22 protein-coding genes, 1 tRNA gene and 1 riboswitch are annotated in these 25,587 nt (G+C 71.0%); of the genes, 11 read left to right on the plus strand and 12 right to left on the minus strand.

Annotated features, from left to right (window positions below; genetic code table 11):
- Positions 1 to 11: 11 nt before the first annotated feature.
- A complete protein-coding gene (locus tag ACL03H_RS09480) occupies positions 12 to 1,268 on the minus strand; it encodes a hypothetical protein (protein ID WP_412810758.1) in 1,257 nt (418 codons plus the stop codon).
- A gap of 394 nt (positions 1,269 to 1,662) precedes the next feature.
- Between ACL03H_RS09480 and ACL03H_RS09485 the strand changes: the two genes are divergently transcribed.
- Both ACL03H_RS09485 and ACL03H_RS09490 read left to right on the plus strand, forming a co-directional pair.
- Positions 1,663 to 2,166, plus strand: a complete 504-nt coding sequence (locus ACL03H_RS09485) for a DUF3145 domain-containing protein (protein ID WP_412810759.1) — start codon at positions 1,663 to 1,665, stop codon at positions 2,164 to 2,166.
- A gap of 59 nt (positions 2,167 to 2,225) precedes the next feature.
- Positions 2,226 to 2,807: a hypothetical protein gene (locus ACL03H_RS09490; RefSeq protein WP_412810760.1), complete on the plus strand. Its 582-nt coding sequence runs from the start codon at positions 2,226 to 2,228 to the stop codon at positions 2,805 to 2,807.
- 86 nt (positions 2,808 to 2,893) lie between these two features.
- Here the strand turns inward: ACL03H_RS09490 and ACL03H_RS09495 are convergent, their stop codons facing one another.
- From ACL03H_RS09495 to ACL03H_RS09515, 5 genes are all read right to left on the minus strand, one after another.
- Positions 2,894 to 4,141 carry a beta-ketoacyl-[acyl-carrier-protein] synthase family protein gene (locus ACL03H_RS09495; RefSeq protein WP_412810761.1) on the minus strand — a complete coding sequence of 416 codons (1,248 nt, stop codon included), beginning with the start codon at positions 4,139 to 4,141 and terminating at the stop codon, positions 2,894 to 2,896.
- Entirely contained in the window at positions 4,138 to 4,377 is a 240-nt protein-coding gene (locus ACL03H_RS09500) for an acyl carrier protein (protein WP_412810762.1), read from the minus strand. The genes ACL03H_RS09495 and ACL03H_RS09500 overlap by 4 nt, the downstream gene beginning before the upstream one ends.
- Positions 4,378 to 4,448: 71 nt before the next feature.
- Positions 4,449 to 5,429, minus strand: a complete 981-nt coding sequence (locus ACL03H_RS09505; RefSeq protein WP_412810763.1) for a beta-ketoacyl-ACP synthase III — start codon at positions 5,427 to 5,429, stop codon at positions 4,449 to 4,451.
- A complete protein-coding gene (locus ACL03H_RS09510) occupies positions 5,426 to 6,403 on the minus strand; it encodes an ACP S-malonyltransferase (protein ID WP_412810764.1) in 978 nt (325 codons plus the stop codon). The genes ACL03H_RS09505 and ACL03H_RS09510 overlap by 4 nt, the downstream gene beginning before the upstream one ends.
- Positions 6,404 to 6,718: 315 nt before the next feature.
- On the minus strand, positions 6,719 to 7,921 hold the full coding sequence (locus ACL03H_RS09515) for a PucR family transcriptional regulator (protein WP_412810765.1): 1,203 nt from the start codon (positions 7,919 to 7,921) through the stop codon (positions 6,719 to 6,721).
- Between the two features lie 170 nt (positions 7,922 to 8,091).
- Here ACL03H_RS09515 and ACL03H_RS09520 point away from each other — a divergent pair, with 170 nt between their 5' ends.
- On the plus strand, positions 8,092 to 9,027 hold the full coding sequence (locus ACL03H_RS09520; RefSeq protein WP_412810766.1) for a peptidoglycan recognition protein family protein: 936 nt from the start codon (positions 8,092 to 8,094) through the stop codon (positions 9,025 to 9,027).
- A 90-nt stretch (positions 9,028 to 9,117) separates the two neighbouring features.
- Here the strand turns inward: ACL03H_RS09520 and ACL03H_RS09525 are convergent, their stop codons facing one another.
- Entirely contained in the window at positions 9,118 to 9,354 is a 237-nt protein-coding gene (locus ACL03H_RS09525) for a DUF3263 domain-containing protein (RefSeq protein ID WP_412810767.1), read from the minus strand.
- Between the two features lie 170 nt (positions 9,355 to 9,524).
- A riboswitch (FMN riboswitch) is annotated at positions 9,525 to 9,666 on the plus strand.
- 95 nt (positions 9,667 to 9,761) lie between these two features.
- Between ACL03H_RS09525 and ACL03H_RS09530 the strand changes: the two genes are divergently transcribed.
- Positions 9,762 to 10,412 carry a nicotinamide mononucleotide transporter family protein gene (locus tag ACL03H_RS09530; RefSeq protein WP_412810858.1) on the plus strand — a complete coding sequence of 217 codons (651 nt, stop codon included), beginning with the start codon at positions 9,762 to 9,764 and terminating at the stop codon, positions 10,410 to 10,412.
- Positions 10,413 to 10,511: 99 nt separating this feature from the next.
- Here ACL03H_RS09530 and aceE read toward each other — a convergent pair whose 3' ends face one another.
- Positions 10,512 to 13,343 (minus strand): pyruvate dehydrogenase (acetyl-transferring), homodimeric type, encoded by a 2,832-nt coding sequence (gene aceE, locus ACL03H_RS09535; RefSeq protein WP_412810768.1) that lies wholly within the window; start codon positions 13,341 to 13,343, stop codon positions 10,512 to 10,514.
- A 229-nt stretch (positions 13,344 to 13,572) separates the two neighbouring features.
- Between aceE and ACL03H_RS09540 the strand changes: the two genes are divergently transcribed.
- The 7 genes from ACL03H_RS09540 to ACL03H_RS09570 all read left to right on the plus strand — a co-directional run bounded on the left by ACL03H_RS09540 (position 13,573) and on the right by ACL03H_RS09570 (position 20,477).
- The gene (locus ACL03H_RS09540; protein WP_412810769.1) at positions 13,573 to 14,007 is read left to right on the plus strand and encodes a DUF3052 domain-containing protein; all 435 of its coding nucleotides are present in this window, start codon (positions 13,573 to 13,575) and stop codon (positions 14,005 to 14,007) included.
- A 143-nt stretch (positions 14,008 to 14,150) separates the two neighbouring features.
- The gene (locus ACL03H_RS09545) at positions 14,151 to 14,615 is read left to right on the plus strand and encodes a peroxiredoxin (protein ID WP_412810770.1); all 465 of its coding nucleotides are present in this window, start codon (positions 14,151 to 14,153) and stop codon (positions 14,613 to 14,615) included.
- A gap of 69 nt (positions 14,616 to 14,684) precedes the next feature.
- A tRNA-Val gene (locus ACL03H_RS09550) sits at positions 14,685 to 14,756 on the plus strand.
- Positions 14,757 to 16,078: 1,322 nt separating this feature from the next.
- A complete protein-coding gene (locus ACL03H_RS09555; protein ID WP_412810771.1) occupies positions 16,079 to 17,101 on the plus strand; it encodes a beta-ketoacyl-ACP synthase III in 1,023 nt (340 codons plus the stop codon).
- Between the two features lie 28 nt (positions 17,102 to 17,129).
- A complete protein-coding gene (locus ACL03H_RS09560) occupies positions 17,130 to 17,372 on the plus strand; it encodes an acyl carrier protein (RefSeq protein ID WP_412810772.1) in 243 nt (80 codons plus the stop codon).
- Complete coding sequence (locus ACL03H_RS09565; protein WP_412810773.1) at positions 17,372 to 18,595, plus strand: beta-ketoacyl-[acyl-carrier-protein] synthase family protein; 1,224 nt, start codon at positions 17,372 to 17,374, stop codon at positions 18,593 to 18,595. The genes ACL03H_RS09560 and ACL03H_RS09565 overlap by 1 nt, the downstream gene beginning before the upstream one ends.
- A gap of 19 nt (positions 18,596 to 18,614) precedes the next feature.
- Positions 18,615 to 20,477: an acyl-CoA dehydrogenase family protein gene (locus ACL03H_RS09570; protein WP_412810774.1), complete on the plus strand. Its 1,863-nt coding sequence runs from the start codon at positions 18,615 to 18,617 to the stop codon at positions 20,475 to 20,477.
- A gap of 527 nt (positions 20,478 to 21,004) precedes the next feature.
- Here the strand turns inward: ACL03H_RS09570 and ACL03H_RS09575 are convergent.
- Genes ACL03H_RS09575 through ACL03H_RS09590 form a run of 4 tightly spaced genes read right to left on the minus strand, consistent with a single transcriptional unit; the run spans position 21,005 to position 25,149 of the window.
- A complete protein-coding gene (locus ACL03H_RS09575; protein WP_412810775.1) occupies positions 21,005 to 21,934 on the minus strand; it encodes a PfkB family carbohydrate kinase in 930 nt (309 codons plus the stop codon).
- A gap of 11 nt (positions 21,935 to 21,945) precedes the next feature.
- Positions 21,946 to 23,403: a purine-cytosine permease family protein gene (locus tag ACL03H_RS09580; protein ID WP_412810776.1), complete on the minus strand. Its 1,458-nt coding sequence runs from the start codon at positions 23,401 to 23,403 to the stop codon at positions 21,946 to 21,948.
- A 4-nt stretch (positions 23,404 to 23,407) separates the two neighbouring features.
- Positions 23,408 to 24,418 (minus strand): ADP-ribosylglycohydrolase family protein, encoded by a 1,011-nt coding sequence (locus ACL03H_RS09585; RefSeq protein ID WP_412810777.1) that lies wholly within the window; start codon positions 24,416 to 24,418, stop codon positions 23,408 to 23,410.
- Positions 24,415 to 25,149 carry a GntR family transcriptional regulator gene (locus ACL03H_RS09590; RefSeq protein ID WP_412810778.1) on the minus strand — a complete coding sequence of 245 codons (735 nt, stop codon included), beginning with the start codon at positions 25,147 to 25,149 and terminating at the stop codon, positions 24,415 to 24,417. Before ACL03H_RS09590 ends, ACL03H_RS09585 begins: the two co-directional genes overlap by 4 nt.
- Positions 25,150 to 25,587: the final 438 nt, after the last annotated feature.

Here is a 25,587-nt window from a genome sequence, read left to right on the forward strand (position 1 = left end):
GGCGGAGCGGCTCAGGAGGGGGTGCGCAGGCGCAGGGCCCGCTCGGCCAGCGCGCGCAGCGGCACGTCCTCGGGATCCGAGGAACCCCCGCTCCACGCGGCCCGCACGATCCGCACCTGCGCGCCCGTCTGCTGCACCACCTGGGCCGCGCCCTCGAACTCGGGCGAGGCCGGGCGTCCCGGCTCGGCCGCCGGATCGGTCACCCCGCCCGCACCGGGCGTGGTGAGCAGCTCCCGCAGGTTGCGGGCGGGCGTGGCGTCGCCGAGGTCGACGACCGCCACCGAGACCGTCGCCGACCGTCCCGAGGCCTCGCTGTCGAAGACCTGCCGGGACAGCCCGGCGCACGGGTGCCGCTGGAACCAGGCCCGGACGTCGCCGAACGAGGCCGCCGAGCAGTCGGTGCCGGAGTCGGTCCTGGTGCGCGCGAACTCCACCCCGTCCACCCGCTGCGCGGTGACCTCCCGGCCCGCGCCGGTCCCGCCCGGGCGCAGCAGCACCACGATCAGCGCCACCAGCACCGCGGCGCCGGCGCCGAGCGCGATCGCCTTGGCGCGGCGCGGCAGTCCGGCCAGCCGGGCGCGCAGCCGCGCGGCCCCGGTCGGAGTCGGCTCGTCGCGGATCTTCGGGATGAGCAGCGTGCTGGCCGATGCCAGCTCGGGGGCGACCGCGTCCGGGAAGCCCTCGGCGGTCAGTTCCGGCACCGAGAACCGGTCCGCGCGCTCGTCGAGCACTCGCAGCACCTGCCGGGCCGCGTCCAGCCCGCAGGCGGGCTCGCGGGTGGCGAGCTCGCGGGCGGCGGCGAGCATCGTCGTCGTGGACGGGTGCAGCACCCGCACGCCGCGGTCGAGGTCGCTCGTCGGCTGGGTGATCCGGGCGGCGTAGGGGCCGACCGCGACGACGGCGGCGACCGGCAGCTGCTCGACGCCCCGGTCGCGCAGCGCGCGGGCCAGCGAGCCGGCGGACTCCAACGCCTGCAGCGCGGGGTTGACCGCGCCCCGGTGCAGCAGCGGCCAGCCGTCCACCGTCCACGGGGTCCGCACCGGGGCGTCCAGGGCGTGCGCTGCTTCCGGCAGATCGGTGCCGACGACGACCACGATCCCGCCCGGCAGGACCAGCACCGCGTCCAGCACCCGCGGCGCGCCCGGCGGTTCCACGCCGCAGACGGCGACGCCGCCGAAGACCTCGGCGCCCGCTCCCCAGGCCGTGATCGCCGCCCGCACGTCCGCGCCGATCTCGGTCGGCTCAGCCCCGAGCCGCACCACCCGCATGTCGCCTCCGTTCCCGCACCGGAGCGCCGCTCGCCCGTCGCGGGCCGCGCCGCCCGGCATTCTCGCCTACGCCACGTACTCACCCGTTCGAGTGGTATCCGCCACTCGTCCGCACCTGCGATCATGGGCCGTTCGGGTCCCTGCTCCCGCCGCGCGGACGGCTCGGAACTGCGAGGACCCCTCGACGGCGGTACCCGCCCCGACCCGGGAACGGTAGCCGAGGGACTTGCCCCGGTCGGGGAGCTCATCAACTTCATCTGGCGCCCCCCGCGCACCCCCGGGCAGAATGGCGCCGCACGACACCGGATCACCCGCGGCAGCGGATTCCGGAGCGGATCACCGCAGGACGAGGTCGTAGGGGAAGACGTCCCTCGTCGAACAGCGGAGGTCAGCAGTGAGCACCCGTGGCAGCACAAGTGGCGTGGTCTACGTCCACTCGTCGCCGTCTGCGGTCTGTCCGCACATCGAGTGGGCCGTCGCCGGCGCACTCGGCACGCGGATCGAACTCCGCTGGACGGCGCAACCCGCGGCGCCTGGGCAGTTGCGCGCCGAACTCACCTGGATCGCGGAACCCGGGACCGCGTCCCGGTTGGTCACCGTGCTGCGCGCCTGGCCGATGCTCCGCTTCGAGATCACCGAGGACCCCAGTCCGGGCGTCGACGGGCAGCGGTTCTGCCACGTGCCGGGTCTCGGCCTGTGGAACGCCCGCACCAGCGCCAACGGCGACGTCGTCGTGAGCGAGGACCAGCTCCGCACCCTCGCGGCCAACGCCCGCGGCTCCGACTCCTTCACCCACCGCGTCGAGCAGCTGCTCGGCGCGGCCTGGGACGCGGAGCTGGAGCTGTTCCGGCACGCGGGGGACGGCGCCCCGGTGAGCTGGCTGCACCGGGTCGGCTGACCAGGGATGCCTCGGCCCGGTGAGCCCCGGCTCGGCCGTGCTGTGGGAAGCTGATCGACGTGCAGTCGAACTCCCCGGAAGGTCCGCGTCACTCCTGGTGGAAGTGGAGCGTCCCGATCGCGGTGCTGGTGCTGCTCGCGGCGGGAGCGGGCGGCGTCGTCGCCCAGCGCTTCTACGGCTCGGAACCCGTGCCCACGTCCGTTCCCGGCATCGCGATGGAGCAGAACTCCGAGCTGGCCGACATCGAGTTCACCCCGGACGCGCAGGCGCACCCGGACCACGCGGACGTCCGCTGGACCCTGCAGATGCACTTCAACGCGATCAACATGCGCCGCTACGAGACCTGGAAGGCCACGGTCGTCGCGGCCAAGCAGCAGCAGCTGCCCGAGGACAAGTGGCTGGAGGAGTACTCCACGACCCGGGACGCGGCGGTCAAGGTGCACCGCATCGAACCCGGTCCGAAGGACTCGTTGCGGATCCTGATGACCTTCGTCAGCACCCAGAACCCGAACGACGCCCCCACCGGGATGCGGGCCTCCTGCCTGCGCTGGCGGGTGGTGTACCCGATGGTCGTGGACTCCGGGGCCTTCCGCCTCGACACCAGCAGCCTGCCCGGCAGTGCCCTCGCCGTCCCCTGCTGAGGCTTCCCGGAGCCGGAGACGAGGACAGCCCCGAAGTCAGCTGACTCGGGGCTGTCGTCCAGGTCCGGAGGGCTGTTCGCCGCCGCTCAGGCCTTGGTGAAGGCGAGGGCGACGTTGTGGCCGCCGAAGCCGAAGGAGTTGTTCACGGCTGCCGAGAGCTCGACCTGCCGCGGCTTGTCCGTCACCACGTCAAGCTCCACCTTCGGGTCGAGCTCGTCGAGGTTGCGGGTGGGCGGGATCTGCCCGTGGTGGATCGACAGCAGCGTCACGATGCTCTCGACCGCGCCCGCGCCGCCGACGAGGTGCCCGAGGGCGCTCTTCGGCGCGGTCAGCGCGACCCCGTCGCCGAACGCCTTGCGGATGGCCGCCGCTTCGCCCACGTCGCCGACCACCGTCGACGTCGCGTGCGCGTTGACGTGCTCGATCTCCGAGGCGGCCAGGTCAGCGGTCCGCGCGGCCTGCGTCATGGCGTTGACCTGACCGATGCCGTCCGGGTGGTTGCCCGTGATGTGGTAGGCGTCCGAGGTGATGCCCACCCCGGCGAGCCGCCCGTAGACCCGGGCCCCGCGCGCCTTGGCGTGCTCGGCGCTCTCCAGGATGACCACGCCCGCGCCCTCGCCGAGCACGAACCCGTCCCGGCCCGTGTCGAACGGGCGGGAGGCCAGCTCCGGCTCCTCGTTGCGCGTGCTCAGCGTCCTGGCCTGGCAGAACCCGGCGACGGTGATCTGGTGGATGCAGGACTCCGCACCACCGGCGATCACCACGTCGGCCTGCCCGGAACGGATCATGTCCCAGCCCCGCGCCAGCCCCTCCGCGCCGGAAGCGCAGGCGGAGGCGGGGGAGTGCACGCCCGCCCGGGCGCGCAGGTCGATGCCGACGTGCGCGGCGGGACCGTTCGGCATGAGCATCGGGACCGTCAGCGGCGAGATCTTGCGCAGCCCGTGCTCCTCCAGGAGGTCGTCCTGGTTGAGCAGCGTCACCGGGCCACCGATGCCGGTGCCGAGCGCGACGCCGAGGCGTTCGGGTTCCACCGACTCGTGCTCGTCGGTGGGCATCTCGTAACCGGCGTCGGCCCACGCCTGGCGGGCCGCGATGATCGCGATCGCCTGGCAGCGGTCGAGCCTGCGCAACTGCACCCGGGGGAGCACCTCGGAGGGCTCGACGACCAGCGAAGCACCGATCTTGGTCGGCAGGTCGTAGGTGTCGACCCAGTCCGCCGTCAGCCTGCGCACCCCGCTGCGGCCGGCCAGCAGACCGTCCCAGGTGGACGCGACGTCACCGCCGAGCGGTGTCGTCGCGCCCATCCCGGTGACGACGACGTCGGTCGCCGTCATGCGTTCTTGGTGATGTAGTCCACCGCATCACCCACGGTCTTCAGGTTCGCCAGCTCGTCGTCGGGGATCTTGACGCCGAACTTGTCCTCGGCCTGCACGGCGATCTCGACCATCGACAGCGAGTCGATGTCGAGGTCGTCGACGAAGGACTTCTCGATGGTGACGTCGTCGGCGTCGACACCCGCGACCTCTTCGACGATCCCGGCCAGACCCTGCGCGATTTCCTCGTTCGCCACGGTGGTTCCTTTCCTCTGTTGCGATGGTCACCGCGGGCTCGCCCGCGGCGGTCTTGGATGAGCGCGAACGCTCAGGGGCAGATCGCGACCTGGCTGGCGTAGGACAAGCCCGCCCCGAAGCCGACCAGGAGCATGACGTCCCCGCTGGAGAGCTCGCCCGCCGACCGCATGTGGTCGATGGCGAGCGGGATGGAGGCGGCCGACGTGTTGCCGGAGTAGACGATGTCACGCGCGACCACGAGATCGTCGCGGGCACCCTGGGTCTGGAGCTTCCTGGCGATTCCCTCGACGATCCGCAGGTTCGCCTGGTGCGCGACCAGGACGTCCACATCGGACAGCTCGAGTCCCGCGAGTTCCACGGCGCGCTTGGCGACCGGGGCGATCTGCGTGGTCGCCCAGCGGAACACCGACTGCCCCTCCTGGTAGAGGTACTTGCCCTCGCGCAGGTAGATGGTGTCGACCAGGTCGCCCGCGCTGCCCAGCACGGCGGGGCCGATTCCGGGCTCGTCGGCCGGTCCCACGATCGCCGCGCCCGCGCCGTCGGCGAAGATGATGCAGTTCGCCCGGTCCTGCCAGTCGATCCACTCCTGGAACCGCTCGGCACCGATCACCAGCACCCGGTTGGCCGAACCCGCCAGCACCATGTCCGAGGCGGTGTTGAGCGCGTAGCAGAACCCGGCGCAGGCGGCGTTGAGGTCGAACGCCCCCTGCGCCTTGATGCCGATCTGGTCGGCGACCTGCGCGGCGGCGTTCGGGATCCCGCCCGGCATCGTGCAGGTGGCGATGATCACCTGGTCCACGTCCGCCGGGGTGAGCCCCGCGTCGGCGATGGCCTTGGAACCGGCCTCGACCGCCATCGCGACGACGGTCTGGTCGTCATCGCCGAGGCGGCGGTGCACGATGCCCACGCGCTGCTGGATCCACTCGTCGTTGGTGTCGACGGTCTTCGCGAGGTCGTGGTTGGTGACGACCCGGTTGCCCTGGGTGCTCCCGAACCCGAGCAGCTTGGTCGCTGCCGGGCCGGTGGATCGGCGCAGGGTCGGTGTGCTCACGCATCGCTCCCGGTGGTGTTCGCGTTCTGGGCGGACTCCTCGGAGTCAGCGGCCAGCAGGTCTGCGACCTTGTCGAGGTCGTCGGGCTTCTTCAGGGCCACGGTCTTGGTGCCCTTCAGCTCGCGGCGCACCAAGCCGGTCAGCGCCCCGGCAGGCGGAAATTCCACCACGGCCCGCACTCCGCGCTCGGCGAGGGTGGCCACGCAGCTGTCCCAACGCACCGGTCGGGTGATCTGCGAGACGAGGAGCCGCAGGAATTCCGCGCCGGAGGTCACCACCGAACCATCCGAGTTGGACAGCAGCGGGAGAGCCGGGTCGGCGGCGGCGGTCTTGTCGGCCTGCGCGCCGAAGGCGTCCTGGGCGGGCGCCATGAAGCGGGTGTGGAAGGCCCCGGCCACGGCCAGCGGGCGCACCTTCGTCCCGGTGAGCGGCTCCTCGGCCAGCGCCTCCAGCGCGGGCTTGCGCCCGGCGGCGACGATCTGCCCGGCGCCGTTGCGGTTCGCGGGATCGAGGCCGAGCACCTCGAGGTGGCGCACGACCTCGTCCGGGTCGCCGCCCAGCACGGCCGACATCGAGGTCGGCTCCAGCGCGCAGGCGGCCGCCATCTCGCGGCCGCGCACCGAGGCCAGGGCGATCGCGTCCTCCGGGGACAGCACGCCCGCGATGCCGGCGGCGGCCAGCTCGCCGACCGAGTGACCCGCGACCGGGGTGTCGGACGGGATGTCGAAGCGGGCCCGCAGCTGCTCTGCGGCCAGCAGCGACAGCGCGACCACGAGCGGCTGGGTGACCGCGGTGTCCTTGATCTCGTCCGCGTCGGCGGTCGTGCCGAGCCGCACGAGGTCGAGCCCGGCGTTCTCGGACCAGGCGGCCACGCGCTCGCGGGCGCCGTCGAGTTCGAGCCAGGGGGAGAGCATTCCGGGGGTCTGCGAACCCTGTCCGGGAGCGAGGAGCGCGATCACCCTGCTACTACACATGGCCGACCGAGATCGGCGTGATGTCGACACGGACGAAGTCCGAGCCGCAATCTTGTGGGGTGTCTACAAGTATGCGGTGGGATTCGGGCATCACGGAGCGTGTCTCGTTGTCGCTCGTGACGCTCCGCTGATCCTCGTTGCCCGTCGTGGGACCGGTCCGCGCCGCGGCTCAGCGGCCTCCTCGCGAGGAAACCGCTGGGACGCGGCGGCGGTGCCGGGCGATCGGAGCGGTCGCCGGCTCCGCCGCCCGCGGGACGAGAGCGACATCCGAACCCGGGTTCGGGGGAGGAGGGGTCAAGCGTCGGGTCGGGCTGATCACCACAGCCCGCGCGCCCTGGCGAGCCTGCCCACCGAGAGCGCCACCCGCAGCACCAGCGCGTCCCGCGCGTTCGACGGGGTGCGGCCGGTGAGCTCGGCGACCCGCCGCAGGCGGTAGCGCACGGTGTTCGGGTGCACGTAGAGCTGGCGGGCGCAGTTCTCCAGCACCCCGCCCAGCTCCAGGTAGGTGTCCACGGTCTCCAACAGCGCGCCGCCCGCGTCCACCAGCGGCAGCACGATGCCCTCCACCAGCTGCCGCTCCGCCTCCGGGTCCCCCGCCAGCGCGCGCTCCGGCAGCAGGTCCTCGGCCAGCACCGGGCGCGGCGCCGTGGGCCAGGCGACCACGGCCCGCAGCCCGGACATCGCGTCGGCCGCCGAGCGGTGCGCCTCGGACAGGCTCCCGACCGTCGGGCCCACCACCACGGGACCCTCGTCGAAGGCGTCCGCGATCCTGCCCGCCGCTTCCTGGGTGGCGCGATCGTCCGCCGAACCGCCGAAGACCACCACCAGCCGCGAGCCCTGCACGCCCAGCAGCACCGGTCGCCCGGCGCGGGCCGCGCGGCTGCGCACCTGGTAGATGATCGCGGGCGGGTCGTCGGAGGGCGCGGTGCCGACCAGCGCGGTGGCCTGCGAGCCCGGTTCCCAGCCCAGCGCGGCGGCCCGGGACAGCAGGGACTCCTCGGGGTCCCCGCGCACGATGCCGTCGACCACGAGCGCCTCCAGCCGGGCGTCCCAGGCGCCCCTGGCCTCGGCGGCGGCCGCGTACGAGGTGGCGGCGGCGAACGCGATCTCCCGGGTGTAGCGGAGGATCAGCTCGGTCAGCGCGGTGCGCTCCTCGTCCCGCTCGGCCAGCTCGGGGAGCTGGTGCTCGAACACGTCGATCGCCGCGCGCACCAGGTCCAGCGTCTGGCGCAGGCTCACCCAGCGGGACAGGTCCTTCGGGGCGGCGCGGAACGCCTCCGCCGTCAGCCGGATCGCCTCGGTCGGGTCCTGCAGCCACGCCACGAAGTTCGACACCCCGGTCTGGGTGACCAGCAGCACGCTGGCCCGCTGGTCCGCTGGCAGCCTGCGGAACCACGGAAGCCGCCGCTCCATCGCGGACACGCTCGCGGTGGCGAGGTCCCCGGAGGCCCGTTCCAGCGCGCGCAGGGTCGTCGAGGACACGCGTTCACCTTGCTCACCTGCGGCCGTGGAATCCATGCCGCCAGAATCGCACGCGCATCCGGCCGGTCTCGCCGGGCCGGGTACGCCCATCGGAACCAAGCGTTCGGGGCAGCATTCCACCCGATCAGGCGTGGAGGGGGCGGCCGACCGCGGGACACGATGGCGGCACGGATCCGATGGCGACGCGGCCAGGGGAGTGATGGGCGATGGCTCTACCACTGGAGTGGCTGGGCGAGGTGTTGCGGGCGGCCGGCCTGCGGGTCGTGGAGAGCCCGGGCTGGCTGGAGCGCACGGCGAACTCCGGAGCACTGCCGGAACCGGTCGGGGTGCTGGTGCACCACACCGCGACCCCGGCCTCCTACGCGGACCCCGCGCCGAGCCTGCGGCTGGTGATCGACGGGCGGTCGGACCTGGCCGGGCCGCTGTGCCACGGGTTGATCGGCTTCGACGGCGTGGTGCACTTGATCTCCGCGGGCCGGGCCAACCACGCTGGGAAGGCCCGCGCCTCCGGGCCGGTGCCCGCCGGCGACGGCAACGTGCTCTACGTGGGGTTCGAACTGGACTACCAGGGCGTCGAGCAGGGGCCGAGCCCGGAGCAGTACTCGGCGTCCCTGATCGCGACGAGGGCGGTGCTGGACCGCCTGGGCGCGCCGCACGAGGCCGCGCGCGGGCACAAGGAGACGAGCGTCACCGGCAAGATCGACCCCGGGCACGTGGACATGGACCGGTACCGGGCCGAGCTCGCCACGAGCGAACAGGAGAGAGCCGACATGACACCCGAACAGGACGCGATCCTGCGCCGCATCGAGAACGAGCTGCTCGGCCCGCGCGGCCCGCAGGGGCAGCTCGCCGGGTGGAACACCGCGCTCGGGCCGCGCACCCCGGTGGCGATGCTGGTGGACCTGGTCAACGGACTCCTCGCGACCCGGACGCCCGCCCCGCAGCAGGACGCCGCCGCGCCCGAGATCCCGCAGCAGCAGACGGCGGCCCCCGGCCCGGGTGAACCGCAGGACGCTGAGTCGATCAAGGCCGCCTTCGCGGCGCTCCCGCCGGAGCAGGCCGCGCCGCTGCTCGCCGAGCTCGTGCGCATCCAGCAGGAGCGGCAGCTCACTCCCGAGGAGCAGGCCCGCGCGGCGGGCTGAGCGCCTCGTCCGGGGCGTTTCCGGTCCGGTTCGTTGAGGGACGCGCGCCGGGTGGTGGCCGTCCGAAGGACGTCGGGCCGACGGTCCGGGTCAGCCGCGCGGGGCGGCGGACCTGCGCTCGGAGCGCTCGTCGCGCATCCGCAGCAACCGCTTGACCAGGACCGGCTGCCGCGCCAGGGCTTCGGGCTCGTCGAGTAATCGGTTGAGCCGCTGGTAGTAGCGGGTGGGAGAGATCCCGAACCGCTCCTGGATGACGCGCTCCTTGCTGCCCGGCCGGAGCCAGAACTCGCTCTCGAACGCCAAGATCGCGTGGTCGACGTCGTTCACCCGGATCTCCCCTCGCGTCGATCGCTCGCTCCGCCTCGCCCGATCGAGTCTACCGCGTTCCGCACGGGTGTTCGATCACCTGATCGAGAGCGCGTCGCTGTGATCCGAGCCACGGATCGGCGACGGAACAACCGCGACGATCGACGATGTTGACAGCAGTACGAGAAGTCGTGCGCTCCGGGGCTCGGTGAGATTCCGAACCGGCGGTGACAGTCCGCGAACCGGAGCCTCTCGGCCACCAGGTCGAGGGGCCCGGCCGATCCGGTGGAATTCCGGTACCGACGGTGACAGTCCGGATGAGAGGCGGCGCACGGGCACTCGGCCGCGACCGGTCGCCCCGCGGGGCACCGGTGGCCGCCGCGTTCCCGCTCATCCCCGGCGCCAGGACCGGCTGGGAGGAGCAGGTGGTGCGCGAAGTCGGCGAATGGGTGCTCGGCCACGGGATCACCGTGCTGGGCCAGCAGATCTCCTGGGCCGAGCTGGTGGGGCAGTTGTGCGCCCTCGCCGTCGTCTTCCTGGCGCAGCGCCGGACGCTGGCGACCTGGCCGGTGCAGGTGACCGCGACGGTGCTGCTGTTCGCGGTGTACGCCTCGGCGGAGCTCGGCGGTCTCGCGGTGCGCCAGATCGTGATCCTGCTGATCTCGGTCTACGGCTGGTGGGCGTGGAGCCGCCGCAGCGATCCGGTCTACGGCGTCGCCGTGCGCAGGGGCACGGCCCGGGAGCGCCTGGCGCTGGTGGGCGTGCTCGCGGTCGCGACGACCGGCTTCGCGCTGCTGCTCTCGGCGCTGGACGCGTCCTGGGCGCCCTGGCCGGACGCGTGGATCTTCGTGGGCACCGCGGTCGCGTTCTGGGCGCAGGGGCGCGGGCTGGTCGAGTTCTGGTTGGTGTGGCTGGCGGTGGACGCGGTCGGCGTCCCGCTGCAGCTCGCTTCGGGTCTCTGGTTCAGCGCGGCGATCTACGTCGTGTTCGCGGGCCTGGTCGTCCACGGCTGGTGGAGCTGGAACCGCGCCGCCCGGAGGCAGGCCACCGTCCCGGCCCGGGCGGCCCTGGCCGACTGACGGGCGAGCGGCCCGGCTCCGGCGGCGGGCCGGTCCGGGCTCGCACCGCCGCCGAGCCGGTCCGCCCCGGCCCCCGCGGGCCGGGGCGCGGCCGAGCGGTCAGGCGACGCCGGGGTCCGAGGTCTGGGGCCCCGCGGCCGCGACCTCGTCCAGGCGGTAGCGGCGGGCCGCCTCGGCGACGCGGTCCGGCTCGACCTCCCCGGTCCGGGCCAGCGCGGCCAGCGTCGCGACCACCGCGGATTCCGCGTCCACCAGGAACACCCGGCGGGCCGCGGGTCGGGTGTCGGAGAAGCCGAAGCCGTCGGCGCCCAGGCTCAGCATCTCGCCCGGCACCCACGGGCGGATCAGGTCCGGCACCGCGCGCATCCAGTCGCTGAAGGCCACCACCGGGCCCTCCGCGTCCGCCAGCGCCCGCGTCACGTACGGCACGCGGGGCTCGGCGGCCGGGTCGAGCAGGTTGTGCCGGTCCACCGCCTCGGCCTCGCGGCGCAGCTCCGTCCAGGAGGTCGCCGACCACACGTCGGCCCGCACGTCCCACTCCTCGGCGAGGATCTCCTGCGCCCGCAGCGCCTCCGGCATCGCGACCCCCGAGGCCAGCACCTGCGCGCGCAGCGATCCGGCCGTGCCGCGCCGGAACAGGTAGAGCCCGCGCAGCAGCCCGTCCACGTCCACGTCCTCGGGCTCGGCGGGCTGCCGGTACGGCTCGTTGTAGATCGTGAGGTAGTAGAAGACGTCCTCCGGCGCCTCCCCGTACATCCGGCGCAGCCCGTCGCGGACGATGTGCGCGATCTCGAACGCCCACGCCGGGTCGTAGGACACCACCGCCGGGTTCGACGCCGCCAGCAGCAGCGAGTGCCCGTCGGCGTGCTGGAGGCCCTCACCGGTGAGCGTCGTCCGCCCTGCGGTGGCGCCGAGCAGGAACCCGCGCGCCATCTGGTCCCCGGCCGCCCACAGCCCGTCGCCGGTGCGCTGGAAGCCGAACATCGAGTAGAAGATGTAGATCGGGATCATCGGCTCGCCGTGCGTGGCGTACGAGGTCCCGGCGGCGGTGAACGAGGCGGTGCACCCGGCCTCGTTGATCCCCTCGTGCAGGATCTGGCCCTGCTCGCTCTCCCGGTAGGCGAGCATCAGCTGGTAGTCGACCGGGGTGTAGGACTGCCCGTGCGGGTTGTAGATCTTCTGCGAGGGGAACATCGAGTCCATCCCGAAGGTCCGCGCCTCGTCCGGGATGATCGGCACGATCCGCGGGCCCACCTCGGGCTCCTTCGCGAGGTCCTTGAGCAGCCGGACGAACGCCATCGTGGTGGCGACCTCCTGCTTGCCGGAGCCGCGCCGGACGACGTCGTAGACCTCTTCGCCGGGCAGCGCCAAAGGCTTGGCCGCGACCCTGCGCTCCGGGAGGTGGCCGCCGAGCCGCTGCCGCCGCTCCCGCAGGTAGCGGATCTCCGGGGCGTCCGCGCCGGGGTGGTAGTACGGCGGGCGGGCGGGATCGGCGTCGAGCTGCTCGTCGGTGATCGGGATCCGCAGGCTGTCCCGGAACAGCTTGAGGTCGTCGAGGGTCATCTTCTTCATCTGGTGCGTGGCGTTGCGGCCCTCGAAGTGGGGACCGAGCCCGTAGCCCTTGATCGTCTTGGCCAGGATCACCGTCGGCTGCCCGTGGTGCTCGGTCGCGGCCTTGTACGCCGCGTAGACCTTCCGGTAGTCGTGCCCACCCCGGCGCAGCGCCCAGACCTGCTCGTCGGTGAGGTCGGCGACCATGTCCTTGGTCCGGGGGTCGCGGCCGAAGAAGTGCTCCCGGACGAAGGCGCCGTCGTTCGCCTTGTAGGTCTGGTAGTCGCCGTCGGGCGTGGTGTTCATCAGGTTGACCAGCGCGCCGTCCCGGTCGGCGTGCAGCAGCGAGTCCCACTCGCGGCCCCAGACGACCTTGATGACGTTCCAGCCCGCGCCGCGGAAGAACGACTCCAGCTCCTGGATGATCTTGCCGTTGCCGCGCACCGGGCCGTCGAGCTGCTGGAGGTTGCAGTTCACCACGAAGGTCAGGTTGTCCAGGCCTTCGTTGGCGGCCACGTGCAGCAGGCCCCGCGACTCCGGCTCGTTCATCTCGCCGTCGCCGAGGAACGCCCACACGCGCTGCCTGCTGGTGTCCTTGATCCCCCGGTCGTGCAGGTAGCGGTCGAAGCGCGCCTGGAAGATCGCGTTCATCGGCCCGAGGCCCATCGACACCGTGGGGAACTCCCAGAACTCCGGCATCAGCCTCGGGTGCGGGTAGGACGGCAACCCGCCGCCCGGCCCGGCGTGCGAGTGCTCCTGGCGGAACCCGTCGAGCTGGTCGGCGGTGAGCCTGCCCTCCAGGAAGGCCCGGGCGTAGATGCCTGGGGAGGCGTGGCCCTGGATGTAGAGGTGGTCGCCGCCGCCCGGGTCGTCCTTGCCGCGGAAGAACCAGTTGAACCCGACCTCGTAGAGGCTCGCGGAGGAGGCGAAGGACGAGATGTGCCCGCCGACGCCGATCCCGGGCCGCTGCGCGCGGTGCACCATGATCGCGGCGTTCCACCGCATCCACGCGCGGTAGCGGCGCTCGGTCTCCTCATCGCCGGGGAACCAGGGCTCCTGCTCGGTGGCGATGGTGTTGACGTAGTCGGTGCTGGTCAACGAGGGGACGCCGACGCCGCCCTCCCGGGCCCGCTGGAGCAGCCGGAGCATCAGGTAGCGGGCGCGCTGCTGCCCGGCATCGCCGAGCATCGCGTCGAAGGACTGGAGCCACTCCTCGGTCTCCTCCGGATCGATGTCCGGCAGATGAGCGGCGAGACCGTCTCGGATGACCCGCACCCGTTGCGGGGTGCCGCCGACGTCGTTGCTGTGCGCGGTCAAAGGAACTCCTCGACTGCTCGCGGTGCGGTGCGCGGGGCGCGGGGTGACGCCCGACACGGCCATGTTCCCCCATGTTCGGCAACGTTGCGTGCACCCTGGTCATTACTTGCCGGTACCGTTCTAGCCTGAGCTGGAGGTGGGCGCCTACAGTCGAGTTCCACGCCGGGTACCGGCGTGTCGTGCGCCCAGCAGTTGCGCCGGAAGCGGTTCGCAGTGTTCGCTATCGGCCAGATCTGCCCGACCTGGGTGCGGTGCACGCACCGCACGCCTGCATTGGAGGAGTGAGAACGCCGTGGTCGCCGCGGGAGACGCCGGCAAGAGCGAAGTCGACGTCGCCGACAGGCTCGACATCGAGCCGGAGATGGTCGTTCAAGAGATCGGTTGGGACGACGACGTCGATGACGCCGTCCGTGCCGCGATCGAGGAGCGTTGCGGGAGCGAACTGCTCGACGAGGATGCCGACGAAGTCGTCGACGTCGTGCTGCTGTGGTGGCGGGACGACGACGGTGATCTGACGGACACGCTCCTCGACGTGATGACGCCCCTCGCCGATGAGGGGGTGATCTGGGTGTTGACCCCGAAGACCGGGCGAGATGGCTACGTGGAACCCAGCGACATCGCCGAGGCAGCGTCCACGTCCAACCTGGCCCAGACTTCGAACGCGAGTCTGGGGGATGCCTGGATGGGAACCAGGCTGGCTTACCGCAAGGCCAAGTCCAAGCGCTGACGAGAAGTCGGTCGCAGCCGAGCGGGAACGTCGAATCCCGGAACCCTGGGCACCGGTGGCGAGCAGCCTCCGGTGCCCAGGCGTGCGTTGATCGGTGTAGGTTCGGCGTTGTACGTGCACAGGGCGAACAGAAGGGTGCGCGCATGACGCTCCAGGTCGGCGCTGACGCTCCGGACTTCACGCTGCCGGACTACAACAAGGAGCAGGTCTCCTTGTCCGGCTTCCAGGGCAGCAAGAACGTGCTGCTCGTCTTCTACCCGTTCGCGTTCAGCGGGGTCTGCCAGGGCGAGCTGTGCCAGGTCCGCGATGACCTGGCCGACTTCCAGAACGACCAGGTGCAGGTCCTGGGCGTCTCGGTGGACACCCCCTTCGCGCTGAAGGCGTGGGCGGACCAGCAGGGCTACACCTTCCCGCTGCTGTCGGACTTCTGGCCGCACGGCGAGGTCGCCAAGGCCTACGGCGTGTTCCACGAGCAGGCGGGCATGGCCCTGCGCGGCACCTTCCTGATCGACAAGGACGGCAAGGTCCGCTTCGCCGAGGTGAACCAGCCCGGCGAGGCCCGCGACCAGAACGTGTGGAAGAAGGCGCTGGCCGAACTGGCCGCGTGACCTCCGGTGGTGGTCGGCCCGGTAGAGTGATCACCCGTCGGGGTCGATCAACCGGGCGACCACCACTCGGGGCGCATAGCTCAGCGGAAGAGCACCTGCCTTACAAGCAGGGGGTCGTTGGTTCGAACCCAACTGCGCCCACCTTGGTCCTGTGACCGGCGATAATGCTCCGTCCTATCGAAAATCACCGGAGCGGGCTCGTCGGCGAGCCCGGCAGGGTGCTGTAGTGCGAGAACAAGCAAGGGCTCGTTGGCGCTGGCCACCCACGGGTAGTGCTGTGACCTGCGTAAACGAGATGTGTGTTCGTGGCTGCTCCCTGTCGCGCAGCGTCCAGCGAGCCCTTGATTTTGCTCTGGTAGGTCATGTTCGACCTTCAGATCAGTGGCTTTGACAAGGGGCCGAAGTGGGCCGGCGTCGGTCAAGACGATCTTGGGCGCGCAGAGGGACACCCCTCGCCGTTCCCGCCGTCGCATCAGCGATGCCCTGCGTCCCGCAGCGGGTCCAGCTCCATGGTCGAGAGGTAGGTCGGGGGCAGGCCGCGCAGGTCCTGCGCCCGCGCCGGGGCGGCGTACGGCGGCACATCCTGCCGTGCGCAGCGCACGCAGGTCCGTGCGGCGGCTCGTTCTGGCTGAAGTCGCGCGCGCTCTCTCCGTGGAATGGGTGGAGATCGCAGCCGAGGGACAAGGCCGGAGAGCATTGCGATGATGCCCGCCCGTGTATCAGCTCGGCGAGATGACGAGCAAGGAACGTGCACTTCCGCTCGGAGTGCCAACGATTATCAGGCATTCCGCGAGGTGGCCCCGGCGCGGGCAACGCGGATGGAAAAGGCCTGATCATCCGCGAGTGCGCGGTGAACTCCTCATGAAATCGTCAAGTCCAGGATTGTGCGCCCGTGCCCTGCGTGCGGGCCAGTGGTGGCGGTTTCCTGGGATATCAATTCGAGTGTTGCTCCGAGTTGTTTGCGGAGATGCGTCGAGGTGTCCACGCAGTTCATCCCTTGATGGAAATTTGGCCGAGAATTTGGTTCGGGTTATCTGAGATATACGGAGAGTCATGTGATGCCAGTCACTCGAACAGACCTCTTGTTGTCCGATGTGGACCTCGGGTACGGTGTTGTTGCAGTGAAAAAAAGGTGACCGAAAGTGACGAAATCGGTGTCGTTGGAGCGGGCTCGAGCCGCGGCGACTTCGCCGATAAATCGCTGCGGTCCGTGTTTTCATGCCTTGGCGATGCAGGACACTGGTGTCGAAATCGGCGGACCGCGTAGCGGACGTCGCCAACTGAGTCGTATGGGTGCGGCTGTCGAGCCCGATGAACGTGTGACGACGGCTTTGTGTTCGGCCTGCGCGCACTTCCTGGCGAGGTTTGCAATATCGTCAGTTATTCCGTTGGTCGTTCGATGTTTCTTTTCCTGTTGGCCGTCTCGGTGAAGAAGCTACCGGCGGAGCGATGGAGTTAACAAGATGGCAGCGAGTGCTGTAATTGCGGGGTTGGGGGCATGGCTGCCGCCGTCGGTGGTGACCAACGGTGACCTGTGCTCGCGACTGGACACCACTGAGGAGTGGATAGAGAGTCGCACCGGGATCCGGGAACGCCGCGAGGTCTCCGATGGGGCGGCCACGGTGGATCTCGCGGTCAAAGCCGGCGAACGAGCGTTGAAGTCGGCTGGCCTGCGATCCGTTGATGCGGTCGTCCTCGCCACTACCTCGCCTGATCGGACCTGTCCGGCGGGCGCGCCGGAGGTGGCGTCGAGACTGGGCGTGGGGGCGGTCGCCGCCTTCGACCTGACTTCCGCCTGCAGCGGGTTCGTGTACGGGCTTGCCACCTGTGCGGGGCTCATTGCCGCCGACGTCGCCGAGACGGTGCTTTTCATCGGTGCGGAAGCGTTCTCCACGTTCGTCAACCCGGAGGACCGGGCGACGGCGCCGATTTTCGGTGATGGCGCTGGTGCGGTGGTGTTGCGCCGCGGGAGTCCCGACGAACCGGGCGCGATCGGGCCGTTCGATCTGGGCAGCGATGGCGAGAACGCCGACCTGCTCGCGGTCGCGGCCGGTGGTTCCAGGCAGCGCGCGTCGACCAGGCTCGGCAACGACGACGTGCCAACAGAGGACTGGTACCTGTCGATGGCCGGGCGGGCCATCTTCCAACACGCGCTGGCACGGATGACAGCGTCGGCGAACACCGTGCTGGACCGGGCGGGCTGGGCGGTGGCGGATGTCGATCGTTTCGTGGGGCACCAGGCGAACATTCGAATTCTCACATCGGTCGCCCAACGCCTGGGTATTGCGCAGGACCGGGTTCCAGCCAACATCGACCGGGTCGGCAACACGCTGGCCGCTTCCATCCCTCTCGTTCTCGCGGAATCCTGCGCCAACGGCCACCTGAGGCCGGGTGACCGCGTGTTGATGACCGCGTTCGGAGCGGGGCTTTCATGGGGCTCGACAGTGCTCGTGTGGCCGGACGTCGTGACCACGAGTCCATTCTGATTCTATCTGATTCGATGAAAAAGAGGCTATGGTGGAAAAACTGATCAGCCGTGTCGGGGAGCTCTTGACCAGTCGGTTTGAAGTTGACCCCGATGATGTGAGCCCCGACGCGTCGTTCGACGACCTGGGACTGGACTCCTTGGCGCAGGTGGAACTCGGAGAAGTCCTCGAGCAGAATTTCGGCATCGAGGTGTCCGATGAAGAAATGGAAAAATTAGCGACACTGGCCGATCTCGCCGAGTTGCTGAAGCAAAAAGGCGTGGCCGCCTGATGCCTGGGTTCGCCGCGGCGGTCACCGGGCTGGGGTTGATCACGCCCGCTGGCACCGGGATCGAAGCGAACTGGGATCGCGTCACGTCCGGGCGGCCGACGGCGGCCGTCGATCCGGAGCTGGACGGCCTCCCGGTCAACTTCGCATGCCGAGTGCCTGACTTCGATCCCGCCGCGAGCCTGGGCGAGCAGAAGACCTGGCAACTCGATCGGCATCAGCAGTTCGCCCTGGTAGCGGCCCGCGAGGCCATCCGAGATGCAGGACTCTCCCCGGAGAGCTGGGACGGCTCGCGCGTCGCCGTCGTTCTCGGGTCCGGCGCGGGCGGCAGCTCGACGATGGAAAACCAGCAGACCCGGCTCCTCGATCGGGGCGCGGCGAAAGTCTCTGCCCTGACCCTCCCGATGGGGCTCGTCAACATGGCCGCTGGCCGGTTGGCGATCGAGTTCGGTGCCCGCGGGCCGAACCTGACGGTCTGCACGGCGTGTGCCTCCGGCGCGAGCGCGATCGGCACGGCTCGCGACCTCCTCCGCTCCGGTGCGGCCGACATCGTGATCGCCGGTGGCACCGAGGCGGTGGTGACTCCGCTGTTCGTCGCCGCCTTCAACCGGATGCGGGCCCTGTCGAGGAACAATGCCGATCCTGGGGCGGCATCCCGCCCGTTCGACGAGGCACGCGACGGTTTCGTCATCGCCGAAGGTGCTGGCGTGCTCGTCCTGGAGAGCGAACGCCATGCCCAGGCCAGGAAGGCACGGGTGCGGGGCCACGTCGTCGGTTACGGAGCGTCCGCCGACGGACATCACATCACCGCGCCGGATGCGGACGGTGCCGGGGCCGAGCAGGCGTTGCGAACCGCGATGAAAGATGCCGACCTCACCGCGCAGGAGGTGCAGCACGTGAACGCTCACGGTACTTCAACGCCGCTCAACGACGTGGCCGAAGCAGCGACCATTCGGCGGGTCATCGGTGACCATGCCGCCGTGAGCTCGACCAAGGGCGTGACCGGACATGCGCTCGGTGCCGCCGGTGCGATCGAAGCCGCCTACAGCATCCTCGCGCTCCAGCACGCGTGCATTCCCCCTACTGCCAATTTGGACAATCCGGATCCGCGGGTCGACGTCGACCTCGTCGCAGGGGCGGCGCGGGCGGGTGAAGTCCGGGTGGCGCTCAGCAATTCATTCGGATTCGGCGGGCAGAACGCGGTTCTGGCGTTCGCCTGCGTCTGAGACAACGGTGAGGATCCCCATGACACGCTCCGCGGAACGCCTGGAGCAGGCCGAAAACCACAGTGCGGACGCCCATGACGAGCTCGTCGCGCTCCTCTTCGATGGCAAGTTCGCGAGCCTGCACGAGGACCTGCGCACCGAGCTGGAGCGCCCGCTGTTCGATTCGCGGCCGGGACTGTCGGCCCTGGACGCGGGGCGGTTGTCCTACGAGCGGGCTCGCTGGCTGCACGACCGCACGGGCCGGCACGGTGAGCTGGTGCGCGACCCCGAGCGGATGTTCGCGATCAGCGAGTGGTCGTGCCTGGCGGATACCACCACTCTTCCGGTGCTGAACATCCACTACAACCTGTGCATGGGGACCATTCTCGCGCACAGTGCGGAACGAGACGACCTCGACGATTACCTCGAAGAGCTCAGCAGCATGTCCTCGGTTGGCCTGCTGATCGCCACCGAACTCGGCTATGGAAACAACATCGCGGCGTTGGAGACCGTGGCGGTCTACGATCACGCGAATGGCGAGTTCGTGCTGAACACCCCGAACGCTCGGGCGCAGAAGTTCATGCCGAACACCGGAATCACCGACATCCCCAAGCTGGCGGTGGTGCTGGCGCGGCTCGATGTTTCCGGGGTCGACCGTGGCGTGTTCCCGTTCATCGTGCGGATCTCCGACCGGGACGGCCTGCGTCCGGGCGTTCACGTCGAGCGACTTCCGGAGAAGCCCGGATTCGCGTTGGACAACGGTGTGACCCGGTTCGAGAACGTCCGCATTCCGCGCAGGAATCTGCTGACCGGGAACATGGGCGAACTCACCTCCGAGGGAGAGTTCCGCAGCATCGTGAAGAACAAGCGCAGGCAGGTGCTGCGCGTCCTGGACAGGGTGACCCCGGGGCGGATCTGCTTGAGCGGTGCGCTGGTCTCAGCTGGGCGGGCCAGCACTTACATCGCGATCCGGTACTCGTGGCAGCGTTTGACGGCCGGCCCCGGAAACGGCGAGATGCCGATCATCGCGTTCCGCAGTCAGCAGACAGCGCTGTTCACCGCGCTGGCCCGTGTTTACGCGATGACTTTCCTGCTCAATCACGTGAAACGGGAGTACCTCGGTTGTGACGAGACGAACCGGACCGAGGTCAACCAGTTGATCTCGATCGCCAAGGTGGTGTCGAGCTGGGAGATGTCCGAGGTCCTCCACGTCTGCCGGGAGCGGTGCGGTGCACAGGGCATGTTCTCGATCAATCGAATCGCGGACTACATTCCGATGGCGCAGGGCGTGGTCACCGCCGAGGGGGACAACCTGCCACTGCTCGCCACGGTGGCCAGCCAGTTGATGACCGCACGACACGGCAAGCCGGTTCCCCGGCCGCCGGCGCCCGCTGAACTCGACGACTGCGATTTTCATCGTGACCTGCTGCGGTATCGCGAGGAAAGCCTGCGCTGGGAAGCGCAACAGCAGATGTCCGCACAGGCCCAAGAGGGGCAGAGCCTGCACGCCCGCTGGAACGACAACATGAGCACTGCCATGTCGATGGCTCGCACCCGCGGTACCAGACTGGCCTTGGAGCGGTTCTCGGCGATGGCCAGCGGTGCCGGGATCGCGGAAAGCCGTGCTGCGCTGGAACTGCTGTCGAAGATCTACGGTCTCGGCGAGATTGACCGGGACAGCGGCTGGTACCTCGCTCGGGGAGCTGTGCGCCCCGACCAGGTGGAGCGACTGCCTCGCGAGATCGACTCGCTGTGCGAACAGCTCCTGCCGTACTCGGCGATGCTCGTGGACGCGTTCGAACTCACTCCCGAACTCCTGCGCGCGCCCATTGCGGCTGATGACTACGTTTCCGCGGTCGATCTGGCGGTCGGACACGGGCTCACCACTGCTGAGGCCGGCTGACCGCTGCTGCGGACCTGTCCGAGGAGGAACTTTCCCAGCGGTTGCTGACGCGCGTCGGAGTCTCCGTCCAGCTGGGAGAAGTTCAGAGCAGCCCTGCCGCAGAGCCGAACGCACCGCGTGCCGCGATCGCACGCTGTGCGTCCGGCTCTGCCCGGCCTCCCGCGCCACCGTCGTTGCGGTGGGTGAGCGGGTGGCCCGAAGTGACGCCCCCGCATGCGCGGGTTCGTGTCCTGCTCTTGGTGCTGTCGTTGTGGGATGCTGCGTCTCGGCTGGTCTGTTCGGGTGAGGTTTTCGGCGCGTCGGGCAAGATTTTTTGCGAGCCCTTAACTGTGGCCCCACGCTCGTCGCCGACCAAGAAGTTCCTGGTCACGCACATCGCTGGGGCGCTGATGCTTACGAGCAGGGGGTCGTTGGTTCGAACCCAACTGCGCCCACTTTAGGTCGTGACCAGCGGAAACGATCCTCGCCGCGCGCCCGGCGCCTGCGGCCCGGACACCGAGTCGGACGCGCGCCCGCTTCCGCTCGGTTCAGCTTCGGCCGAGCGCCGCGTCCACCTCGCTGGCCGTCGGTGCCGTCGCGGGCCCCGGTCGGGTGACGGCGATGGCAGCCGCGGTGGTGGCCCGGCGGACGGCCGGTTCGAGGCCCTCCCCGGCGGCCAGGCGGGCGCACAGCACTCCGGCGTGGGCGTCACCCGCTCCGTTGGTGTCGATGGCTTCGACCTCGGGCGCGGGGCAGCTCAGGACGTCGCCGCCGGGAGCCGCGAGGAGCGCTCCGCGCGGGCCGGCCCGGAGCACGACCGCGAGGCCGGTGGCGTCGGCGAGCGCGGGCGCCACCTCGGCGGGGCCGGTGCGCTCGGTCGTCGGACGCAGCCGCCGGAGCAGGACCAGCGCCTCCCGCTCGTTCGTGGTCCACACGTCCGCGCGGTCCAGCAGGGCGCGCACCGCGTCGAGGTCGGCCTCGCCGATCACGGGGGCGGGGTCCACGACCACGGGACACCCGGCGGGAACGGTCGGCAGCCACTCCAGCAGCGCGGCACGGTTGGCCTCGTGGATCAGCGAGTAGCCCGAGGCGTAGACCACGTCGCCCGCGCTCGGTTCGGTGCGGCGCAGCTGGGTCGCGGTCACCGCGCCCTCCGCCCCGGTGGTGGAGACGAACGTGCGCTCCGCGCGGTCGTCTACCAGGGCGACGCTGAAGCCGGTGTCGGTGCTGGGGTCGGCGGGGGTGGTGAGCTCCACGGACTCCGCCGCGAGCGCGGCGCGCACCACGTCGCCGAACGGTCCGGTGCCGTGCCCGCCCGCGTACACGACCCGGGCGCCGTCGCGGGCGGCCGCCACCATGACGTTCACGCCGCCACCGGCCAGGAACTCGTGCCCGGAGGCGAACACGTCGCCTCCGGCGGACGGGACCGAGGGCACCCGGAGCACGAGGTCGACGACGGCCTGACCGGTGTGGATCACGCGGCCGGGGTTCATCGCGCGCCCGCCGCGGAGCGGAGCCCGAAGACCGCGTACAGCGCGCCGCCGACGACGGCGGCCACGAGCCAGGCCATCCCGTTGGCCCCGACCCAGGTGTCGTGCAGCGGGCCCGTGTACCACGGGACCTCGCCGGGGGTGATCCGCATGAACAGCGCCGCGACGACGATCGAGACCAGCCACGGCCCGAGAGCGGACCAGCGCACGCCGCCCGTGTAGAAGTAGGCGCCGTTCCGGCTGAGGTCGAGCAGGGCCACCGGGTCGTACTCCCGTCGGCGGAGCAGGTCGACCAGGAAGATTCCGATCCAGGCCGAGATCGGCACCGCCAGCAGCGAGATGAACGTGGTGAAGGGGCCGTAGAACCCGTCGGCGACCAGCAGGAACAGCAACGACGCGACGGTGGTGACGACCACGTCGACGATCACCGCCCAGACCCGCCGCACCCGCAGGCCGAGGGTGAGGGTGGTCAGGCCCGCCGAGTACACCGACAGGTGGTTGGACAGCAGCAGGCCGACGAACGAGATCACCAGGTAACCGACGGCGACCGAGGGCGGCAGGATGCCGCGGATGGCGTCGAGGGGGTTGGCGGACGCGGCGATCGCCGGATCGGACGCGCCGACCACCGAACCCATGCTGATCATGACCACCAGCGGAATGCCCGCCCCGGCGGAGGCCGACATCACCAGCGGCAGCGCGCGCACGGCCGGGGCCTGGTAGCGGGCCATGTCCGCCCCGGAGTTCGCCCAGCCGATGCCGGTGCCCGCCGCGATGGTGCCGATCCCGGTGAGCACCGCGGCGAGGTCACCACCGGGAACCCGCCCCACCGCTTGCCAGTCGATGGTGACGGCGAGGAACCCGAGGATCAGCAGGTTCGCCGCGCCGAAGATCCAGGTGGACCACTTCTGCACGACGAGGATCGCGCCGTGGCCCATCCCGGAGACGGCCACGGTGCAGCCGACGAACAGCACCACGCCGAGGACGGCGACGATCGGTGCGGACTTCGCGTCCCCGCCGGTGCCGACGAGCAGCGAGGCGGCTGTGACGATCGCGAGGGCCGCCGTCGAGGTGTTCACGGTCTCCCAGCCGAGCCGCGAGACGAGTGCGACCGCCGTGGGACCCGCGTTGCCCCGGGTGCCGAAGAGAGCGCGGGAGAGGGTGAGGCTCGGCGCCCCGCCGCGCCGTCCGGCGACGGAGATCAGTCCGACCAGCGCGAAGGAGCCGAACGCGCCGAGGACCGCCACGAGGACCGCCTGCCACGCGGACAGGCCGAGCGCGACGAGGCTGACGCCGAGGGGCATCCCGACGACGGAGATGTTCGCGGCGAACCACACCCAGAACAGCTGCAGCGGGTTCCCGCGCCGCTCGGCGACGGGCACGGGCTCGATGCCGCGCTGCTCCACCGCGCCGAGGGCGCCCGCCGGGCGGGCCGGGTCCGCCGTGGAAGTCTCGGACACGGGGTCACCTCGTCTTCGTCGATGATGGCCGCACGGCGAGGAGCCGCCGCGCGAGGGAGTCCAGGTCCAGGCCGTTGACGTCGAGAACCCGGCGCAGCGCCGCTTCCGGGAACGCGCCGACGCCGTGCACGGCCCCCAGCACGGCTCCGGCCATGGCGGCGACGGTGTCGGTGTCGCCGCCGAGGGAGGCCGCGGTGCACAGCGCGTCGAACGGCGAGTCGGTCCCGCGCTCGACGAGCAGCAGGGCCGCCACGACGGACTCCTGCGAGTGCACCGAGGTGCCGACCACCTCGGAGAGGAAGGTGTCGAAGTCCTCGGCGCCGAGCGAGCGCGCGTGCGGGCGGAAGGCGTCCAGCCGGGCGGGGACGGAGGCGCCCGCGACCCAGTGGCCGCGCGCCTCGCCCGCCCGGGCGGCGGCGGTGGCGGCGTCGAGCGCCCCGGTGGTGTCCGCGCCCTCGACGCCCGCCGAGACGGCTGCCGCGACCGCGCAGGCGGCGGAGATCCCCAGCCCGGTGTTGTGGGTGACGCGACTGGCCTCGACGACCGCGTCGACCAGGCGCTCGCCCGGTGGGTGGGCGAGTCCGACGGGCGCGATGCGCATCGCGGCCCCGTTCGTGGTCCCGTGCCGACCGGTCTCCTCCAGCGAGGTGCCCGCCTGGAGCTTCGCCAGGGCCGCGTTGGTGGAGGGGCCGAGCAGGTCCAGCGAGCCGCGTTCGAGCATGACCTGCTCCCAGGCGATCAGCTCCGCGGCGAAGGCGCGCGGGTCGATGCTCCCGGCGCCGTCGGCGACCAGCCGCGCGACGATCAGCGCCTGGTCGGTGTCGTCGGTGACGGAGCCGGCGGGCATCCCGGGGGCGATCGGCTGGTCGGCGGCGCCGTCGGTGAAGTCGCGGATCCGCCCGTAGCGCTCGCGGATCAGGCACCGGGGCATCGACTGGGTCGGCATCCCGAGCGCGTCGCCGAGGGCGAGTCCGGCCAGGGCGCCGTGCGCGCGGTCGGAGCGGGAGGCGCTCACCGCTCGTCCCCGAAGGTCAGCGCGAGCGTGAAGTGCCGGGGGTCGAGCAGCGAGACGACGTGCTCGGCGAACCTGCCGTCCGCGGTGAACGAGGTTCGGGCGGTGCGGAGGAAGGCGGTTCCCGCGTCGCGGCGCAGGATTTCCGCCTCCCGCTCGTCCAGCGGGTGCACGTCCGCGCGCTGGGTGCCGCGCGTCGGTGACAAGCCGGCCTGCGCGAGGGTCTGGGAGATCGAGCCCCGGAGCAGTCCGGTCTCGGGCAGCTGCGCGAGGCGGCCCTCGGCGGGGACGGTGGAGCACTCGAAGGACACCGGTTCGGCGGTGTCGTCCGCCGAGCGGAGGATCCGGACGCGGCGGATGGCGATGCCCTGGTCCATCCGGACCTCGGCGGGCAGCAGCGGCACGTCGGCGCGCCGCACGCGCTCGACGCCCAGGACGGCGACGGTGATCTCGCTGCCGGTGGCGGCGAGGGACTGGGCCCAGCCCCGGTCCTGGCTCAGCTGGTGCCCGTCGAAGATGACGAAAGAACCGCGCCCGGTTTCCGTGGCGATGAGCCGCTGGTGCTGGAGCTCGTTGAGCGCCTGGCGCACGGTGCCCCGCGAGACGTCGAACTCCGCGGCGAGCCGCAGCTCCCCGTCCAGCTTCTCCCCGAGCCGGTAGTGGCCGTCGCGGATGCGCTGGGCGAGGGTGTCGACGATCTGCTGTCGCTTCCCGGGAGACACCTGTTTAGACATGTTGATACATGTACACCCCGATGGTCCCGCGAGCAAGGGGAGGACAGCACCGGGCTGGCGGCGTGGGAGCACTTCAGCGCGGGATCGCCCGGCGGAGCCGCGCCCCGGTCGAGGTGGTCGAGCTGCTGCCGTGGTGCTCGCGGGATCACCACCGCGGCCTCGGTGATGTGCGTCCGGGAGCGCGCCGGGTCCCTGACCGACGTGCACGCCACCGAGCGGGACCCGCTCCCGGGGCGCTGCGCACCGCTGGCGGCGCGCGCGGCGCGCGGCGCTGATGGGCGTGCGCCCTCGAACACCGCCGATCATCGGATGCGCGAGATCGCCGAGCTCAACGCCGCCGAAACCCGCGCTCGGTCCGCCCCGCGCCGAGTCCGGCGGCACGAACCACCCGGTCGCCCGACGCCGGTGGAGCGGATCGGGGAGAGCGGCGAGAGGTGC

Origin of the sequence: Saccharopolyspora antibiotica, assembly GCF_047200635.1 — a bacterium.
Classification (GTDB): domain Bacteria; phylum Actinomycetota; class Actinomycetes; order Mycobacteriales; family Pseudonocardiaceae; genus Saccharopolyspora_C.